Origin of the sequence: Acinetobacter tjernbergiae DSM 14971 = CIP 107465 (assembly GCF_000374425.1) — a bacterium.
GTDB classification, from domain to species: Bacteria; Pseudomonadota; Gammaproteobacteria; order Pseudomonadales; family Moraxellaceae; genus Acinetobacter; species Acinetobacter tjernbergiae.
Genome location: NZ_KB894366.1, coordinates 24409 through 42251, shown reverse-complemented (window position 1 = coordinate 42251; position 17843 = coordinate 24409). Strand labels below are relative to the sequence as shown.

The following is a 17843-nucleotide window of genomic DNA, read 5'->3' as shown; positions in this document are numbered from 1 at the left end:
TGCCCAACTGCTTTAGCCCGTTGTCGCTAAAGCAGGATTGTGATCTTTTTGCTGATTATTTTGATTAAAGTGGTTGTAAACCTTGTACAACATTCTGGAACTCACTGCCGTTGAGCCAGAAAGATTTTTTTAAAAATAGAGTCGTCATTATACTTTCTGCGGCTTCGCTATCAGGACTTTCACAAAACAAACCGTAGCTATGACCTAGGATTGTATTGTTCTCGATAAGACGAATAAAGTAAGCATGTTGTTCATCTGTATAGCCAAGAATAGCATCACGTTGATTGTTCATTTTTCATGTCTCCACATCAAAAATATTTGAATAAAAACTATCTGCTGAGAGATCAAATATATTAATGAATTAGATCAATAACTTAACACTATTTAGAAAAGTGGTTTTTATTTAAGTTTTTGATTTTAATCATTAATTTTAGTCTATTTACATCCATGTTTAAATTAAACAAGCTAAAATATGATCTATAGAATTCATTGTTATGCAAAATTTATACGACGTCAACTTGAATTTGTAACTTTTTCAAGTTAAATTAACTGCACACTTTTAACGCTGGGATAAGGGGAAATAATGTCCAAAAAAATAGAATTTGAACATGGTGGTGTGCGAGTAAATGCTGGACGTAAGGCTCAATTTAGTGAGCCAACCAAAGTGATTCGTGTTCCTGAATCCCAAGTTGATTTCATCAAAAATTGGTTACTGAATAATGTCAAAACAGATATACGTTCAGATTTGTCAGCATCATTGAAAGTTCACAATGTGCAAGCCAAGAATGATCGAGTGTATCGTATTCCATTGGCAACAGAGCGTGTGGCAGCAGGTGCTGCATCTCCCGCGCAAAGCCACGTTGATCAAGCTTTGGATTTAAATGAATATTTAATTCGTAATGAAAATTCCACGTTTATTGTGAAAGCAAATTCACTTTCAATGTTAGATGTCGGTATTGATATTGATGATCCTTTGGTTGTAGATCGAAGTCTAGCAGCAAAGTCGGGGGATATTGTGATTGCTTTGATTGATAATGATTTTACGGTGAAACGACTGATGATTGATCATCATTTCAATCCACCTAAAGTATGGTTAAAAGCAGAGAATCCAGATTATCAAAATATTTATATTACTGAAGGGCAAGAATTATTGATTTGGGGCGTGGTGACTTATAACTTGAAACCGATGAGATAAAATTAGAGTGCTTTGCCAATACATTATTCAGATAAATTATCACAAGAGCAACTGTCTAATTTCACGGAAGTGCAGTACTTTTTATTTATTCTTTAAACTGGTATCAGAGAGAATCTCGTGATGCTTGGAAAGAGTCTTGCTATAAAACAAGCGGTTTGAATTTTATTGCCTGATTGAAACAACATAAAAACCTAAATAATTAGTTGAAAGGTAACGGAATAGGCAGAATGCAGCTATGCCAGTGATTGTTGCCCTTATCGAATTTTGCTCTAGTGACCATGAAACTTGTGTCGTCTTCCTGAATTTACTTTGTTTAGCCTTTATTGATAGAAGTGTTGGTAAATTATCTGTATTTAGTCAGGATATGATTTATTTAGGCGAAAACATGGCGCATTAGAGAGAATTCAAACGAATTAAAAACATTAAGATCACCCTGTTTTCCATAAACAGAGATCCTAATGTACAAATCTATTTTAAAACTCATGTTGCCTTTGATCGGCTTGACTGCTGGATTCACACATGCTGACGAATTCAAATTAAAAAGTACCGATATTGCGCATGGCGCATTCATGAAAAATACGTTCGAATTCCAAGGTTTTGGCTGTTCAGGCGAAAATAAATCGCCGCAGTTGTCATGGAGTGGTGCTCCAGCAGGGACGCAAGCGTATGCAATCATGGCTTATGATCCAGATGCTCCGACGGGTAGTGGTTGGTGGCACTGGCAAGTGGTGAATATCCCTGCTGAAGTGACTTCAATTCCATCTGGTAATGGCAAGCTTGATTATAAAGATGTGATTGATGTGACCAATGATTATGGTCAAAAAGGATTTGGGGGAGCGTGTCCACCTCAGGGTCATGGTGCACATCGCTACCAATTCACAGTGTACGCACTTTCAAAGAAACTGGAATTACCTGCTGATGCATCTGGGGCATTAACAGGTTATATGGTCAAAGCCCATTCGTTGGCATCAAGTACGATAGAAGCTCTATATAAACGATAAAGCATCTCAATAGCTTCTTGAGCTATTGAAACATGTAGCTCAGGAGGTTGTTGAATCTTATTCGCAATACATGTTTCTTAAACGAAGGAAAAATAACATGTCTGCTCAAGAAAACCAAACACCGAAAATGCAGCGAAAAATCTTAGCCCTTCATGGAAATGGTAGTAATAAAATAATTACCAAACTACAACTTCAGAATTTAGAACTTAATGACCAAGATTATGATATCACTTATCTTAATGGCACCATCCAAGTTAAGTCTCCAGATATTCGTTTATCTGAATTGACAGGATTGGTTGAAGGACCTTGGTATTCATGGTTACCTCCTAAATCTGATTGGGAAAATTTAGATCATCGAGCATTATTGCAGAGTATTTGTTGTGCGATAGAAAGTGTTTTGTTGGCTATTGAAATACATGGACCTTTTGATGCAATTTATGGGTTTAGTCAAGGAGGATACATTGCTAGCTTGGTAAATAATTTACCGAATGATCCTGCATTACTGGATGCAGTTCAAAGCTACATGGGTAGGGAAACCCAGTTCAATATAAATTCTAATATTCCTTTTAAAACCTCTATTTATGCCTGTGCTGGTGCTGCGATTCCACTATTGGATATGAGAAAGCTTGCAGGTTTACCAGAATGTGCTGAGGAATATAGTCAAAATCAAGCCATACATTTAATTGGACAACATGATGCTCTAAAACCGTGGTCCGAATCATTGGTGCTACATGATAAAAATCCGAATACCCAAATTTTTTATTTGGACAGTGATCATGAAATTAGTAGTACGATCGCAAAACCGATTAAGGATGAAATAAAACATTGTATAACAGGCATTTCATCAGCAAGCCAGAGAACGGAAAGCACTGAACAAGCTTCGTGTAAATTCAGTTCTAGAAGAATTGATACAGAAGTGCAAGTCGCTCATGTTTCGATTCATTCTGAAGGACAAGCAACCACAATTATAGAATTATTGGAAAGACGAGCCCAATCATCTCCTTTGTTTAGGCTTGCTAGAGAGCAAAATAACCAAATATGTACCACTTATGGGGATTTACTTTCATTTATTCGTTCAGGGGGAGAGGGTGATCTCAGACGAGTAGGAGTTAAAAGTGGGCAGATCGTTGCATATATGGCACCTTCTGGCGGTAGTGCAGAAGGTGCTGTTGCTTTCCTTACTATCGCAGCTCAGGCATGTGCTGTTCCGCTTTCTACCACAATGACACAGGCTGAAGCCTTATCTGCATTAAAACAACTTCAAGTCGAGCATGTTATTTTATTTGAAGGTGTGAATGCTAAAAATGTCATTGCAGCTTGTGAAGAATATTGCCAAAGTAACAATAAGTCATTACATCATGTCAGCCCATTTTCATCCCAACATCCAGGTTTATTTAAATTTAAACACTCTTTAGATGGGTATGAAAACCAGCCAGAGTTAATCACTCATGCACATGATGACTGCCTTCTACTCAGAACTTCTGGCACGACTTCTATGCCAAAGGTTGTGCCACTCAAGCAAAAAGATTTGGTTCTCAACAGCACAATTTTAGCGGATAGTATTGGAATTAATGAATTCGATGTGACCTATAGTGTGATGCCGTTGGATCATATTGGTGGTATATCTGCTTCGATCTTGGCGAGTTTATCTGTTGGCGCAACGATCACATGTGAAGGTTTATATAACCCACAACTTATGGCTGAGGCATTGGTAAAATCCAATCCGAAACCAACATGGTATTCAGCTGTACCCACGATCCAGCTCGCAACTTTACGTTATCTTCAGGAAAATCGAGAGCAGTATTTAGATCATGATGGTGTATGGTCTGAACACAATCTGCGCTTGATTCGCTCGGGTGCATCTGCGCTCAAAGAAGAAGATCGACTGGCACTTATGAAGACTTACGATTGCCCAGTGTTGCCGACTTATAGTATGTCTGAACTCATGCCTATTTCGCAGCCTGCTCAGACAGAAATGAGCTGGGAGGTTAAGGCGAGCTCTGTTGGCGTGCCATTAATTGCGTCATTGGCGATCGTTGATCCAGTTACTCTTAAACCGCAACCTTTTGGTGTTGCTGGTGAAATTGCGATTTCAGGTGAGACTGTTTTTTCTGGTTATAAAGAGAATCCTGAAGCCAATAATAAATCTCGATTCTTAATGCCATTGCCTCAATCTGGTGAAATCCACACTTGGTTTTTAACGGGTGACTTGGGTCAAATTGATGCTTTTGGTCATTTAAGCTTAGAAGGTCGATTGAAAGAGTTAATCAAACGAGGCGGTGAGCAGATTGCACCTGCTGAAATAGAAGACAATTTAACCAGTCATTCGAGTATTGATATCGCGATATGTTTTCCCGTGCCATCTGAAACTTATGGTGAAGAGGTGGGGTGTGCAATCGTTTCATCTGACCCAGTATTTAGTTTGGAGAATCAAAGTAAGTGGGTAAATGAGTTACGCTCTTTTTTACTCAAACGAGGAGTCTCAGCACATAAAATTCCTTCGATTTGGAGAGTCGTTGATAAAAATGATTTACCAATGACGAACAGTAAAAAATACAAGCGAAATGTCATGGCAGAATCGCTAGGTATAACGACGCAGCCTTCCCCGAATCAGCAAAATACAGCGATAACTTCAGAACGCAAAGAGAAAAAAGTCGCGACTAAAAATACCAGTGAACTCGCTTTAAATACGAATCGCTTAGACAAGCCAAAAGTGGATTGGGAGACAATCGCTGGGTTTAGATTTATTTTGGCATGTTATGTCATGTTTATGCACATTGGGGCGAATAACTCATGGGAAGCATTTAATAATCTCCGTCAGTTCCAATGGCACGTGAATAGCTTCTTTATCTTAGCAGGCTTTTCTCTCGCTATTCTCATGCCTGCGATGATTCAAAATAAATTTGCTTTTGTAAAAGCAAGAGTAGCGGTGATGTATCCTTTGTATGCATTAGCGATTATTTTTGCGATGGGGAATTTATTTGTCAGTTGTCATCCATCAACGTTTATACCTAGTTTTAGTTGGGGACCTTTAGTTCATGAAGGTACTGCATCGTATTGTCAGGGAACGCCGTGGATCGAAGGCTCTTGGCTAGGCAATGTCATTTTATCATTTGGAATTCATGCGACAGGTTTGCAAGCAACGCCATTGTGGGGAGCGAGCTGGTTTATTGGTTTTTACCTGTGGTTTATTTCGATGTATTTCCAATGTCTCGTTATATTCCCGATGATTTACAATGCCTTGTATAAGCAACGAGGTAATGTTAAGAAAATTCTCATGTATATAGGAATTGGATTAACGACGAACGTTGTGATCCTAATGGGATTTTGGTACGGGTTTGTTGTCGATTTTGTTGGATATGGTCTATTTGATCCTGATACAGGATTACGTTCAATACCTACCGCGGCTCAGGTTGCATTGGCGGGTAAAGAAAATGCGATGGGCTTAGGCTTCTATCTGTTTGCACCTTTCTGGATGGTGTATTTCTTGGTCGGTATGTGTGCTGCATTCTTATACGATGCTATTAGACCGACTGAGCAAAAACGTTCGCATATTTGGGGCTATGTTGCTGATGCGATTACACTGATTATCATCTGCGTCAGTATTGCACATATTGCTCAAGGCTATACACATTTTGGCCCTGAAGTAACCCAAGTTCCTGTAGATGCTTATTTCATGAGACCTGAGGGTGCAAATAGTTATGCGGATCCTGCAATAACCAATCGTATTTGGGATGAAATCTACAGCCGTTCATTTGCGCCACTGACTTTACTTTGGATTTTTGCACTCAGTACAGGTAAGGGCTTTACTGCCAGACTGTTAAGAATGAGTCCATTCCAATTCCTTGCACCTACTGCTTATGCTTGCTTTCTATTTCATCAAATGGTTGGGCAATGGTACTACGCAGCCACGCGTGGTGGTGAATGGTGGAACTGGTGGGATTATCGTAAAAGTTTCTATTGGTTTAGTCCTGAACCAGTTCCTGTTGAATGGTATGAATATTTCTATGTGGTTGGTTTAGTCGTTATTTTTGCAAAGTTAATTCAGCCAGCAGATACCTTGCTTCGCAATTTGGTTGCAATGATTATTCGATGGATCAAATCGGTGGGCAGTGGTACAGACGATAGCAAGCCTGTTTTAGATACCGCAGAGGTTGTGCTAGAAACTGCTGCAAAAATCTCTGGGCTTGAGGTAAATAGAGAACTTAGCCTGAATGATAATGGGCTTGCATCACTGGGGATTGTTCGATTTGTCAATGCTCTTGAGTCTGAGTTTTCTTTACCTGGACAGAAAGTATCATTCTCTATGGCAGAAATTATGGCTGCGCAAGACCTCAATGAAGTCATTGCAATTGTTGAAAAGGCGATTTTACAGCCTGAAATATTAGAAACAAACATGATCTTAGATGACCACTACCAGCATCGAGGCATATAAAAAATTAGGCGAGAAAAGTGATTTTCTCGCCTAAGCTTTATGCAAAGGAAATATATGAAAACTTTGACGATAGTTTCACTTTTAGTATTGCCTGTTTCTGCGTTTGCAAATCAATCATGTGAGCCAGATTATAAGCTTAATCTACGTTTGGCTTATGCACTCGGTTATTTTGATGTAGATAATCTATCGGGTGAAGATGCATATAGAAAAACATCTAATAATGCATCGAGAGTAGGAGGTTCCGTTTTATTAAAGTGTGGTACAACAACATTCAAGTATAGCTACCATACAGCGATTGATTTTATGGGTGACCATTTTATTGATGCCGATAAAATTATCAGTAGTTATTCTATTAGTGATCCAGAGTATGGCTCGCTTGAAGTGGGTAAAATGAATACCGCGTACAAACTAGCAGGTAAACAAGGAGACCCATTTTGGGATACGCCTGCAGGAACAACGTTTGCAGCAAATAGCTTTGGTTTCTCGAGTATGACTCGGGGTTTTACGAACGATAGTATTTTCTATTATTCCCCTAAAATGAATAACCTAAAAGCGAATCTTGGTTATACTGGTACAAATTCTAATGGTGATATACACCTTGGTCTAGAATATAGTAATGAAGCAGATGTGTTGGGAATCCAATATGTTGATCTAGGTGAAAAGCCAACGGTTGCGAATGGGAGCAATAATAAAAATGCAACCAGATTGTATTATCGTAAAAAGCTTGACGATTGGCAGTGGTCTTCTTCTTATGAACACATTAATACGATGCGTTCTGGTAAAGATGAATATTTGAATCTCTCTGTTCAAAAGCCGATTGCCAATTTTGGTCGGGTTGCTGCTGCAATTGGGCATGTGTCGAATGCAGATTTTAAATTGATCAATGGTTCACGTTATTCTGGAGATGGTCAAAGTTTAACATTAGGTGCTTTCTATAATTGGATTAAAGGTGGGGAACTCTATTTATTGGGAACTTACATCGATCTAGATAATGGTCATCATCAAAAGAATTTGGCTTTAGGTTTTAATTATCATATCGATTTTTAAAAACTTTAAATTTATTTATGGGACATTAATTTAATATTAGGGGTAGAGTTTTGGGATATAAGCGGGAAGAGTTCGCTTATATCCCGAACGCTTAATTATGGATAATATTATTGTAGTTGCTAAAAAAGCAATTAAAAACCAATCACAATTACCTTTTTCAGTTTATTCATCTCATAAAGAACAGATGATTACCAATGTCCCGATTATAAAGCCATTACTCATTTTTATATTGAGCGGTACTAAGCAATTGGGTAAGTCTGGCTCAGTCGAATGTCTGTCGGGTAGCTTTGTATTTTTATCGAATAGTCCTCGAATAGATATGCGTAATATTCCGATTCAAGCAGAATATTTTGCAGTACTTATTGATTTTGAACATGAAGATTTTGCTGAACTCCCTAAAAGCCCCGCGCCGTATAAAAAATATTTTCAGGGTGACATCAACCCTGTACTTGCCAGTGCATTATGCCAATTTATGGAATTCTCATCGATTGCACCTGCTCAAGTAATGAGACTGAGAAAAAGAGAAATACTGGAGATTATTTATCATTCAGGCTACAAAGATGTTTGTAATATTGTTGAGCCTCCGAGTCTAAGTGAGAAGGTTCAATCAATGATCTCAAATGATATTTCTTGTGATTGGCCTGTGGATTTAATCGCTTCTAATTTATTTATGAGTGCTTCAACATTAAGACGTAAGCTAAAAACTGAAGGTAATAATATTCAAGATATTCGCAATCGAGCGCGATTAGGTTATGGTTTGCATTTATTACAAACGACACAATTTCATATTGGTAATATTGCAGAGCAATGTGGTTATCAATCTCAATCTCGATTTACTGAGCAGTTCAAACTACTTTTTGGTATGACTCCACGAGAAATTCGTAAAACAAAAATGCTCGATTAAGGAGAATTTATGACGTATTCGGATATATTACGATTTAATAAATAAACTTATTATTTGTGTGTAACACATCATTAAGAAAATTAAGGAATGAATATGAAAAAAGTAGCGGTTATTCTATCAGGCTGTGGTTATTTGGATGGCGCAGAGATTCGAGAGTCTGTTTTAACGCTATTGGCATTGGATATTGAAGGTATTGAATACAGTATTTTTGCACCTGATATCCAACAATATCACGTAGTGAATCATATAGCAGGTGAGCCAGATCAATCTGCAACTAGAAATGTACTACAAGAAGCAGGTCGAATTGCACGTGGCAAGATTAGTCCAATTACTGAATTGGCAGCAGAACAGTTTGATGGACTGCTTATTCCTGGTGGTTTTGGCGTTGCAAAGAATCTGTCGAGTTTTGCTTTTAAAGGTTCAGAAGGTGAGGTCGAGCAATCCGTGATTGCTGTTCTGCAAGCGTTTAAAACAAGCAATAAACCAATCGGTGCGATTTGTATTTCTCCTGCATTATTGGCGCTGACGTTTGGTGATCTTCAACCTACACTGACGATTGGTCATCATGCTGGAACGGCTGCTGAGATTGAGAAAACAGGTGCTGTGCATCAGGTTTGTGAAACCAATGATTGTGTTGTAGATACGACGCATCGCTTGGTTACAACACCAGCTTATATGGATGACCACGCTAACTTAAAGGATATCTTCCAAGGGATTTCTAAGTTGGTGAAAGCGATGGTTGAGCTGAGCAAATAAAATTCAATGGATCAGGATGGCGTGATTTCTGCCCTGATCCATTTCAATCAATCATTTGAGATTGACGCAGTGCTGAATCGTTTTGTGAATTCTTATATTCGTTGTGCGCTTCCAAATCGGTTTATAAAAATGCATAAGTTGCTCTATGAACCGTGTTTTGATTTGTATTTGGCGTATTGTGAGTTTAATCAGCAATATTTTGATATGAATCTATTTGATGAACTCTCAATTTTGCTTCCAACCCAGTTGCAGTCCTATCCCACTGTTCGGCAAAGTGAGTTTTTAGCAGGGCGCTATGCAGCAAAATTGGCATTAGCTGCAATGCCTGAAAAACGTTGCTTAGAGCAAGTGATAATTGGCGGACGTAAAGAGCCGATATTTCCTAAAGATTTGATTGGCACATTAACACATAGCGATACTATTGCAATGTGTGCGGTTACACCATCCAAAGCCCTTTGCTGTGTCGGAATTGATATCGAACCGATTATGACAAAAACAGATTTCTTAGGAATAGAGGGGAAAGTTTATTCCGTACGAGAGCTTCAGTTATTAACAGCAAAAGGAATAAGTAAAGAAATCGCGGCTACATTGATCTTCTCTGCAAAGGAAAGCATATTTAAGGCATTTTCGAAACAAATTCATCATGGTATTGATTTTCATCGTTTTGAATTATCTGAGCTGATCTTTCTAGGGCATTCACTCTCAATGAAATTTGATGTCAGAGAAGTCAATTTTGAAGCTCAAATTATGGTTTCAGCAAAAATTCACAAAAAGCATGTTTTAACGCTTGTTGCACAATAATTATCATCTAAAACCGATCATTCTTTCTTCACCATATCGCAATCAGTTAGATCGTAAATCCTCGTCCATGAGTGTCGATAAATATGTGATTTCGTGATCATTTCGAATATATTATTCAATCATAGGATTATGAAAAAATAGCATTGGGCGAAATATGCATATTGATTTAAACAGCGATTTAGGCGAAAGCTATGGCGCTTGGAAAATGGGCAATGATGAGCAAATTCTTTCAATCGTTAGCAGTGCCAATATTGCATGTGGTTTTCATGCAGGTGATCCGTTAAATATTTTAAGTACTTTAAAACAAGCAACCGCACAGAATGTAAGTGTAGGTGCGCATGTTTCTTATCCAGATTTGGTTGGTTTTGGTCGCCGTAATATGGATTTGTCTTATGATGAGTTATACGCAGACGTGCTTTATCAGATCTCAGCTTTGCAGGGATTAGCCCAAGTCGTGGGAACGAAAGTGACTTATGTCAAACCACATGGTGCGTTATATAACACCATTGCCACCAATTTAGCTCAAGCCCAAGCAGTGATTGATGCAATGCAGCATTTTGATGAAACATTAGTTTTAGTTGCATTGGCGGGTTCACCATTAATTCATTTTGCTCGTGAACAAGGTCTCACTGTTATTTCTGAAGCATTTGCAGATCGTGCCTATCATCGCAATGGTGCATTGGTTTCACGTCGTTTAGATGGTGCAGTTTTACACGATGCTGAAGTCGTCGCTCAGCGTGTACTGAACATGGTTCTGAAAGGTGGTATTGAGTCGATTGAGGGGGACTTCACTGTAATTCATGCGGATACAATTTGTGTGCATGGTGATACGTTTGGAGCGGTAAAAATGGCAGAAAAGATCCGCCAAGTATTGCTCGAAAATCAAGTTGAAGTTCGTGCTTTTCATGGTTGAGTAAATTTTAAACGTTTTGAAAGAGCTATTTTATGCGATTTTTATCCGTCAATTTAGATTGTTTTCTTATTGAATTTCAAAGTTTAGAAGAAACCATGGCAGCTTATGACTGCTTAAAACAGAAACATCATCCCCATATACAGGAACTTATTCCTGCCGCGCGTAGCATACTGATTTACTTTGATGCTTTACAGGTTGATCTCCGTACATTGATCCGATGGATTTCAACTCAGAAAGTCAATCAGGATACTTTGCGCAAAGGCAAAGAAATTGTCATTGATGTCCGTTATAACGGGATTGATTTAAATAATGTCGCTGAATACTTGGGAATCAGTACCGATCAAGTGATCCAGAAGCATACGAGTGTTGACTGGCAAGTTGCATTTATTGGTTTCGCACCTGGTTTTGCCTATTTAATTCACCCAGAACATGCTTTTGGCAGTATTCCGCGTTTAGCATCGCCACGTAAAAAAGTCAGTGCGGGTGCGATAGGACTCGCGGGTGAGTACAGTGGGATTTATCCAAAAGACAGTCCTGGCGGGTGGCAGTTGATTGGTCAGACTGATGCGGCATTATGGGATATTCATCGGCAACAGCCTGCTTTGTTACTTCCCAGTGATCATGTGATTTTTAAAGATATTCGCCATAATCCAACCCAAGTCAGTGTACCTGCTCAGTCATTTTCTCCAGCTCAATCCATTCAAAAACCGATTGTATTTCGTATTAAAAATGTGGGCTTACAGGCGTTGATCCAAGACGAGGGGCGTAAGCATCTTGCTGAATGGGGTGTGGGGCAAGCAGGAGCAATGGATCAAGGTGCATTTCAGCAGGCGAATTTAATCGTTGGGAATCCAAAAAATGCAGCCGTTATAGAAGTATTAAATGGCGGATTACGATTACAGGTTTTAGAAGCGACAGTCATTGCTGTGACAGGTGCGCAAGCGGAAGTCTGGATTACTTATGCTAACGTGGATAAAGTCAAAGTGGCCTTGTATCAGCCGATTGCTTTAGATCATGGCGATGAAATTTATATTTCAGCACCGAGTGCAGGGATTCGAAATTATATTGCGGTACGTGGTGGTATTGCTGTTGAGCAAGTCTTAAAGAGTGCTAGTTATGACTCTTTGGCAGAATTGGGTACAAAACCAATCCAAGTGGGTGATGAGATTTACTCTGCCCAATTAAAAACGCAGCCTGTCAGTTTAAATGTAATTGCTGCTGCATTACCTAAACAAGGTGAGACGATTAACATTGATGTTGTATTAGGCCCACGTACGGATTGGTTCGCCGATGAAAGTGTTGATCTATTGCTTAAGCAAAGTTGGTTGGTCAGTACAGAGAGTAATCGAATTGGATTGAAACTAGTTGGTGATCTGCCTTTACAACGGCAGTTCAATCAAGAGTTACCGAGTGAGGGGTGTTGTACAGGCGCCTTACAAATTCCACCCAACGGTCAACCTGTATTATTTATGAATGATCACCCAATAACAGGCGGTTATCCTGTGATTGCTGCGGTCGCATTCTATCATTTAGATTTGATCGCGCAGATTCCTACGGGTTGTTATATTCAATTTCGTAAAATTTCAGATTTCATGGACATCAAAGAACATGCATAACAAACATAAGCTATTGATTGCGAATCGTGGAGAGATTGCTGTTCGAATTATACAAGCCTGTCAGGACATGGAAATTGGATCAGTCGCCATTTATGCAGATGATGATATCGCCAGTTTACATGTCAAACTTGCTGACGAAGCTTGGGCATTATCAGGGCAGACAGCACAGCAAACCTATTTAGATATCAATAAAATTCTTGATATTGCGCACAAAGCCCAAGCCACCATGATTCACCCCGGTTATGGTTTTTTATCAGAACGTGCCGAATTTGCCCAAGCAGTGATGGATGCAGGTCTGATTTGGGTTGGGCCATCTCCTGAGAGCATTCATAAACTTGGCGACAAAATACAGGCACGTAAGATTGCACAATCGGTAAATGCGCCGTTGGTGCATGGGACTGAACAGCCACTTCAATCAGCTCAAGAAGCGGTAGATTTTGCGAAACAGTATGGTCTTCCAATTGCAATTAAAGCTGCCTACGGTGGCGGTGGGCGTGGCTTAAAAGTCGCTTGGCAACTGAATGAAGTTGCTGCTTTATACGAGTCTGCTGTACGAGAAGCATTAGCTGCTTTCGGTCGAGGAGAATGTTTTGTTGAGCAATATCTAGATCGACCTAGACATTTGGAAGCACAAATCATTGCAGATCAGCAAGGAAATGTTGTGGTAGTGGGAACGAGAGATTGTTCTTTGCAACGCCGTAATCAAAAGCTAGTGGAAGAAGCACCTGCACCATTTATTGATGAGCAAATTCATACCCAACTCATTCAATCTTCAATTGCGATCTGCCGAGCTGCTGATTATGTCGGGGCCGGTACAGTAGAATACTTACTCAGCCAAGATGGTCAACTGTCATTTCTAGAGGTCAATACACGCTTACAGGTTGAACATCCTGTGACGGAACAAACTTCTGGTCTTGACTTGGTGGTTGAACAAATTCGGATTGCCTTAGGTGAAGCACTTTCTATTCGGGAAATGCCAAAACCAGTAGGTCATGCAATCGAATTTCGGATTAATGCAGAAGATCTAGCACGCGGTTTTATTCCTGCTTTTGGACAGATCACACGTTTTTATCCACCCTCAGGAATTGGTATTCGTCTTGATACTGGGGTCATGACTGGAAGTCTTGTTTCAAGCCATTTTGATTCGTTAATTGCGAAATTGATTGTCACTGGTGCAACACGTGAAATTGCAATTCAACGTGCGAAAAGAGCATTGGCTCATTTTGAAATAGAGGGCATTGCTTCAGTATTGCCATTCCATCGTGCAATCTTGTTTGATGCTGACTTTGTTGATGAGTTTAAAGTACATACGCGTTGGATTGAACAAGATTGTCGACATGATTTTCCCGATCATTCGCGCAGTAAGTTGAATAATCAGCCTGAGTTACAACGTTATCCAATTGAAATAGATGGAAAACTTCACCACATTGGCTTGCCAAATGTACTTTTTAGTTTAATGGGCACACAGCAGCTCAATTTAAATTCGAATGACTTAAATACTACTCATAGTGAGAATACTGTTCTAGCACCGATTAGTGGTGTGATTACCACTTGGAACGTTCAAGAAAATGATCAAGTGAGCCAAGGTGATACCATTGCGATTATGGAAGCAATGAAAATGGAAGTTCCTGTTCTTGCTCACCAAACGGGGAAAATTCAAAAGTTGATAGTGATTAATCAGACCATTATTGCTGATACAAAAATTGCTGAGATTCATTAAAAAACTCAGTCTGTCGTATTGAGCAGTGTGCCATTAAATCTACTTTTAGAGATTTAATGGCTGTATACACATTAACGGCGCTTATAAACTGCCATAGCAGCGGGTAAATTTTTACGCATATCGCCAATACGTTGGCTATTTGATGGATGCGTAGATAAGAAAGATGAGCCACCTGCACCATCTAGGCGATCCATTTTTTCCCATAGACTAATCGCTGCATTTGGATTGTATCCTGCTCTTGCCATGAGCATTAAGCCACCATAATCGGCACGACTTTCAAGGTTGCGTGAATATGGCAAACCAATACCAATTTGACTACCTAAAGAAATTGCAGCATTACCTGCTTCACCGATATTTGCACCAGCATAAGAAGTACCTATTCCTATCGCTAAGTTTGTAAGTGCTTGCGCACCAATTTTACTTTTGGCATGCTCTTCAAGCGCATGGGTCATTTCATGCCCCATAATTGCCGCAATTTCGTCATTGGTTAAATTTAGCTTGTTCACGATACCTGTATAAAAAACGACTTTGCCACCAGGAGCAACATAGGCATTGACGGTATCTGATTTTAACACTGCCAATTGCCAATCAAACCTTTGACCTGTTTGATTCATTTGATCAGCATATGGCTTTAAACGCAAAAATACTGAATTAATACGTTGGTAAGTATTCGAGCTGATGTCCAATTGATTTTTGGCACGTGCCTCTTGAGTCATTTTTGTGAAGCTTTGTGCTGACTGAGCATTTAATGTGGCACTGTCTGCACCTGCCATATCAGCAAATGAGGCACAGCCTGAAAATGTTAGCATGGTCATTGCACAAAGGCTTAAAGCTAATTTACTCATATTTATTCGCTCCAAATCAGTATCTTATCAATATCATCATTATGGTGGATTATAAAAAATGTTTGCAGCGCTTTACATTCTGATTCTCTCTATAATCATAGTAATTGTGTAATCAGATTTGATCGAGATTTACTTTTTGCATGTTTATAAAAAATAAAAGCCAGTATTTACACTAGCTTTTATTTTATTTTCGACTAGAGGAGGTTAGTCCTCATCATCAAACTCTTCTTCAGAAAAACCATTTTCTTCTAAAGAAGTATCAAAAATTAAAATTGCCTTACCATCCGTTTGGATCATGCCTTGGTCTTCGAGTGTTTTAAGTACACGACCAACCATTTCACGTGAGCAACCCACGATACGACCAATTTCTTGACGTGTAATGCGAATCTGGCGACCATTCGGGAGGATCATCGCCTCAGGTTGAGCAGATAAGTCGATTAAACAACGTGCGATACGACCAGACACATCAATAAATGCAAGATCAGTTACTTTACGTGTCGTATTTTTAAGACGGCGAACAAGCTGTGCAAATACGGCATAGCTGAGATCAGGATATTGCTTACTGAGTTCATGAAAATTTTCGTAGGTGATCTCGGCAATTTCGCAAACATCTCGAGTACGTACTTCTGCGGTACGTTGAGGATTTGTTTCAAAAAGCCCCATCTCACCGAAGAAATCGCCTGGGTTGAGATAAGCAACAACAATCTCACGCTCATCGTCTTCACGTAATATGATTGACACTGAACCTTTTAATATTAAATACAGTGATTTTGATTCCGTTCCAGCGTCAACAATCGCGGTGCGTTTAGGGTATCTGTTAATATGAGCACGTTTTAGCAATGCTTTAACTGATTCAGGTAATTGACCTGGAGACAAAGCATCAGTGCTAAGTTGTGAAAAATTTGAAGTCATGCTTAAAATTTCCGAATTTGGATGAAACCGATCGCACAGGCCCCCATAAGAGCCTTTTCTACACAGAAGAGATGAAATTCCTTATCAACTCATTTTATGCTAGTGTACAAGAACATAGTAAATTTATAACGTTTCGTAGGTAGTTGCAATGCAAACAAGTGTACATTGGTTAGAGAATGTTGCTTTTGAGGCGAAATCAGAAAGTGGCCATAGTGTGGTGATGGATGGTTCTGCTGCATATGGTGGGGAAAACCGTGGTCCACGTCCTATGGAATTGATTTTAATGGGACTTGGTGGTTGTGCTTCGTTTGATATTGTGACCATTTTAAAGAAATCTCGCCAAGATGTGACCGATGTTGTGTGTCAGTTGAAAGCTGAAAGAGCTGATACGATCCCTGCTGTATTTACAAAAATTCACTTACATTTTGTTGTAACGGGAAAATCTGTCAAAGCCAAGCAAGTTGAAAAAGCAGTTGAACTTTCGGCAGAAAAATATTGTTCAGCAAGCAAAATGCTATCTGATGGTGGAGTAGAAATTACCCATGACTTCGAAATTCTCGAAGCAGAATAATTTCGATTGTTAAGTTTAACTAAAAAGTTATCTATATTATAGATCACTTTTTTAATGATCGTTATATTTTATTTTATAAATAACTGCGGATCGACACGCGCATTATTGAGACTCATTCCCCAATGTAAATGCGCACCTGTCGCTCGACCTGTATTTCCAACTAAACCTAAGAGCTCGCCTTGAGTAATATGTTGACCTTTTGTGACTTCAATTTTACTTAAATGGCAGAACATACTAATCAGGCCTTGACCATGATCAATTAAGACCGTATTGCCATTAAAGAAGTAATTTCCTGTTTGTATGATGATACCATCTGCTGGGGCAATTACTTTTTGTCCAATCGGTGCAGGAATATCTAAACCTGAATGCGGTGCGCGTTCTTCTTGGTTAAAAAAGCGTTTTCGTCCAAATGAGTTACTAAATTTACCTGCCGTAGGGCGAATAAAGCTAGGAAGCTGTGTCCAAGTGCTTTGACTAAAAGAACGATAAATATCATTTTGTTCCTTTGCTTCAACTGCATAACGGTCTAGTTGCTCTTGTTTGGGATTGACATAGTCTTGATTTTTAACACTGAGATGCTGTTCTGCGTATTGATAAGGCTTCACTTCAATTTCGATTGGCTTGTGATTGGTTTTTAAGGTCAGTGTTCCTAATGGCGCTGACATTGGAATACCAAATACTGCATAACGCTGAACGCCTTCTTGAGAAATAAGCACAGGACTTTGTTCATAGAATATTTGAGTTACTTCTGCTGTGATGGGAATAACGGCGATTCCTCCCGCTCGTCTTGAATCTTGCGGTAGTTGGGCAAACGCAATGTGAATAGGCAGAAGGCAAACAGCGGAAAAATAGATTTTTTTTAGTAACATGATCATCAGTTTGATTAAATAAAACGCTAAGCTAAAACCTTTGCCATAAAAGTACAATAAAGGTTTTGCGTAAATTTAAATAGATAGAAAAACTATACAAAATATACTTGAAATAGGTTGTTTATATACCCATATTATTACTAAGTCTTGTATTTTATGTTTTTTATAAAATATTGAAAAATATATAAATTTTATTTGAAATTTGAAAAAGCGTTCCCATCTTAGTGATAAGTTAGAAATTTGTTGTGAGGAATAACA

At 39.0% G+C, this 17843-nt stretch carries 15 protein-coding genes; 11 read left to right on the top strand and 4 right to left on the bottom strand.

Annotation, left to right across the window (positions count from 1 at the left end):
* Nucleotides 1–64: 64 nt before the first annotated feature.
* Entirely contained in the window at nucleotides 65–292 is a 228-nt protein-coding gene (locus C502_RS0111295) for a hypothetical protein (RefSeq protein WP_018678928.1), read from the bottom strand.
* A gap of 291 nt (nucleotides 293–583) precedes the next feature.
* Here C502_RS0111295 and C502_RS0111290 point away from each other — a divergent pair, with 291 nt between their 5' ends.
* The 10 genes from C502_RS0111290 (at nucleotide 584) to C502_RS0111240 (ending at nucleotide 14388) form a co-directional block, all read left to right on the top strand.
* Nucleotides 584–1195 (top strand): LexA family protein, encoded by a 612-nt coding sequence (locus tag C502_RS0111290; protein WP_018678927.1) that lies wholly within the window; start codon nucleotides 584–586, stop codon nucleotides 1193–1195.
* A 458-nt stretch (nucleotides 1196–1653) separates the two neighbouring features.
* A complete protein-coding gene (locus C502_RS0111280) occupies nucleotides 1654–2196 on the top strand; it encodes a YbhB/YbcL family Raf kinase inhibitor-like protein (RefSeq protein ID WP_018678926.1) in 543 nt (180 codons plus the stop codon).
* 97 nt (nucleotides 2197–2293) lie between these two features.
* Nucleotides 2294–6631, top strand: coding sequence for an AMP-binding protein (locus tag C502_RS0111275; RefSeq protein ID WP_018678925.1), 4338 nt, complete (start codon nucleotides 2294–2296; stop codon nucleotides 6629–6631).
* A gap of 54 nt (nucleotides 6632–6685) precedes the next feature.
* Nucleotides 6686–7678, top strand: coding sequence for a porin (locus C502_RS0111270; protein WP_018678924.1), 993 nt, complete (start codon nucleotides 6686–6688; stop codon nucleotides 7676–7678).
* Between the two features lie 97 nt (nucleotides 7679–7775).
* On the top strand, nucleotides 7776–8582 hold the full coding sequence (locus tag C502_RS0111265; RefSeq protein WP_018678923.1) for an AraC family transcriptional regulator: 807 nt from the start codon (nucleotides 7776–7778) through the stop codon (nucleotides 8580–8582).
* Nucleotides 8583–8675: 93 nt separating this feature from the next.
* Nucleotides 8676–9338 (top strand): isoprenoid biosynthesis glyoxalase ElbB, encoded by a 663-nt coding sequence (elbB, locus tag C502_RS0111260; RefSeq protein WP_018678922.1) that lies wholly within the window; start codon nucleotides 8676–8678, stop codon nucleotides 9336–9338.
* Nucleotides 9339–9344: 6 nt separating this feature from the next.
* Nucleotides 9345–10139 carry a 4'-phosphopantetheinyl transferase family protein gene (locus tag C502_RS0111255; protein ID WP_018678921.1) on the top strand — a complete coding sequence of 265 codons (795 nt, stop codon included), beginning with the start codon at nucleotides 9345–9347 and terminating at the stop codon, nucleotides 10137–10139.
* 154 nt (nucleotides 10140–10293) lie between these two features.
* Entirely contained in the window at nucleotides 10294–11052 is a 759-nt protein-coding gene (locus C502_RS0111250; protein WP_018678920.1) for a LamB/YcsF family protein, read from the top strand.
* Between the two features lie 32 nt (nucleotides 11053–11084).
* Nucleotides 11085–12668 carry a 5-oxoprolinase subunit B/C family protein gene (locus C502_RS0111245; RefSeq protein WP_018678919.1) on the top strand — a complete coding sequence of 528 codons (1584 nt, stop codon included), beginning with the start codon at nucleotides 11085–11087 and terminating at the stop codon, nucleotides 12666–12668.
* Entirely contained in the window at nucleotides 12661–14388 is a 1728-nt protein-coding gene (locus C502_RS0111240; protein WP_018678918.1) for an acetyl/propionyl/methylcrotonyl-CoA carboxylase subunit alpha, read from the top strand. Before C502_RS0111245 ends, C502_RS0111240 begins: the two co-directional genes overlap by 8 nt.
* A gap of 71 nt (nucleotides 14389–14459) precedes the next feature.
* On the opposite strand, the gene C502_RS0111235 is transcribed toward C502_RS0111240, so the two are convergent.
* Together C502_RS0111235 and crp are read right to left on the bottom strand one after the other, a co-directional pair.
* Nucleotides 14460–15233, bottom strand: a complete 774-nt coding sequence (locus tag C502_RS0111235; protein ID WP_018678917.1) for a M48 family metallopeptidase — start codon at nucleotides 15231–15233, stop codon at nucleotides 14460–14462.
* Between the two features lie 204 nt (nucleotides 15234–15437).
* Nucleotides 15438–16145, bottom strand: a complete 708-nt coding sequence (crp, locus tag C502_RS0111230; RefSeq protein WP_018678916.1) for a cAMP-activated global transcriptional regulator CRP — start codon at nucleotides 16143–16145, stop codon at nucleotides 15438–15440.
* Nucleotides 16146–16293: 148 nt separating this feature from the next.
* On the opposite strand from crp, the gene C502_RS0111225 reads away from it, so the two are divergent.
* The gene (locus C502_RS0111225; protein ID WP_018678915.1) at nucleotides 16294–16716 is read left to right on the top strand and encodes an OsmC family protein; all 423 of its coding nucleotides are present in this window, start codon (nucleotides 16294–16296) and stop codon (nucleotides 16714–16716) included.
* Nucleotides 16717–16784: 68 nt separating this feature from the next.
* Here the strand turns inward: C502_RS0111225 and C502_RS0111220 are convergent, their stop codons facing one another.
* Nucleotides 16785–17585 (bottom strand): M23 family metallopeptidase, encoded by an 801-nt coding sequence (locus C502_RS0111220; protein ID WP_023274581.1) that lies wholly within the window; start codon nucleotides 17583–17585, stop codon nucleotides 16785–16787.
* Between the last annotated feature and the right edge of the window lie 258 nt (nucleotides 17586–17843).

Bases quoted from the DNA above. Each gene is read 5' to 3' on its own strand.
- C502_RS0111265 (WP_018678923.1), top strand. From the start codon at position 7,776: ATGGATAATATTATTGTAGTTGCTAAAAAAGCAATTAAAAACCAATCA.
- crp (WP_018678916.1), bottom strand. From the start codon at position 16,145: ATGACTTCAAATTTTTCACAACTTAGCACTGATGCTTTGTCTCCAGGT.
- elbB (WP_018678922.1), top strand. From the start codon at position 8,676: ATGAAAAAAGTAGCGGTTATTCTATCAGGCTGTGGTTATTTGGATGGC.
- C502_RS0111255 (WP_018678921.1), top strand. From the start codon at position 9,345: ATGGATCAGGATGGCGTGATTTCTGCCCTGATCCATTTCAATCAATCA.
- C502_RS0111295 (WP_018678928.1), bottom strand. From the start codon at position 292: ATGAACAATCAACGTGATGCTATTCTTGGCTATACAGATGAACAACAT.
- C502_RS0111220 (WP_023274581.1), bottom strand. From the start codon at position 17,585: ATGTTACTAAAAAAAATCTATTTTTCCGCTGTTTGCCTTCTGCCTATT.
- C502_RS0111290 (WP_018678927.1), top strand. From the start codon at position 584: ATGTCCAAAAAAATAGAATTTGAACATGGTGGTGTGCGAGTAAATGCT.
- C502_RS0111250 (WP_018678920.1), top strand. From the start codon at position 10,294: ATGCATATTGATTTAAACAGCGATTTAGGCGAAAGCTATGGCGCTTGG.
- C502_RS0111280 (WP_018678926.1), top strand. From the start codon at position 1,654: ATGTACAAATCTATTTTAAAACTCATGTTGCCTTTGATCGGCTTGACT.
- C502_RS0111270 (WP_018678924.1), top strand. From the start codon at position 6,686: ATGAAAACTTTGACGATAGTTTCACTTTTAGTATTGCCTGTTTCTGCG.
- C502_RS0111245 (WP_018678919.1), top strand. From the start codon at position 11,085: ATGCGATTTTTATCCGTCAATTTAGATTGTTTTCTTATTGAATTTCAA.
- C502_RS0111235 (WP_018678917.1), bottom strand. From the start codon at position 15,233: ATGAGTAAATTAGCTTTAAGCCTTTGTGCAATGACCATGCTAACATTT.
- C502_RS0111275 (WP_018678925.1), top strand. From the start codon at position 2,294: ATGTCTGCTCAAGAAAACCAAACACCGAAAATGCAGCGAAAAATCTTA.
- C502_RS0111225 (WP_018678915.1), top strand. From the start codon at position 16,294: ATGCAAACAAGTGTACATTGGTTAGAGAATGTTGCTTTTGAGGCGAAA.
- C502_RS0111240 (WP_018678918.1), top strand. From the start codon at position 12,661: ATGCATAACAAACATAAGCTATTGATTGCGAATCGTGGAGAGATTGCT.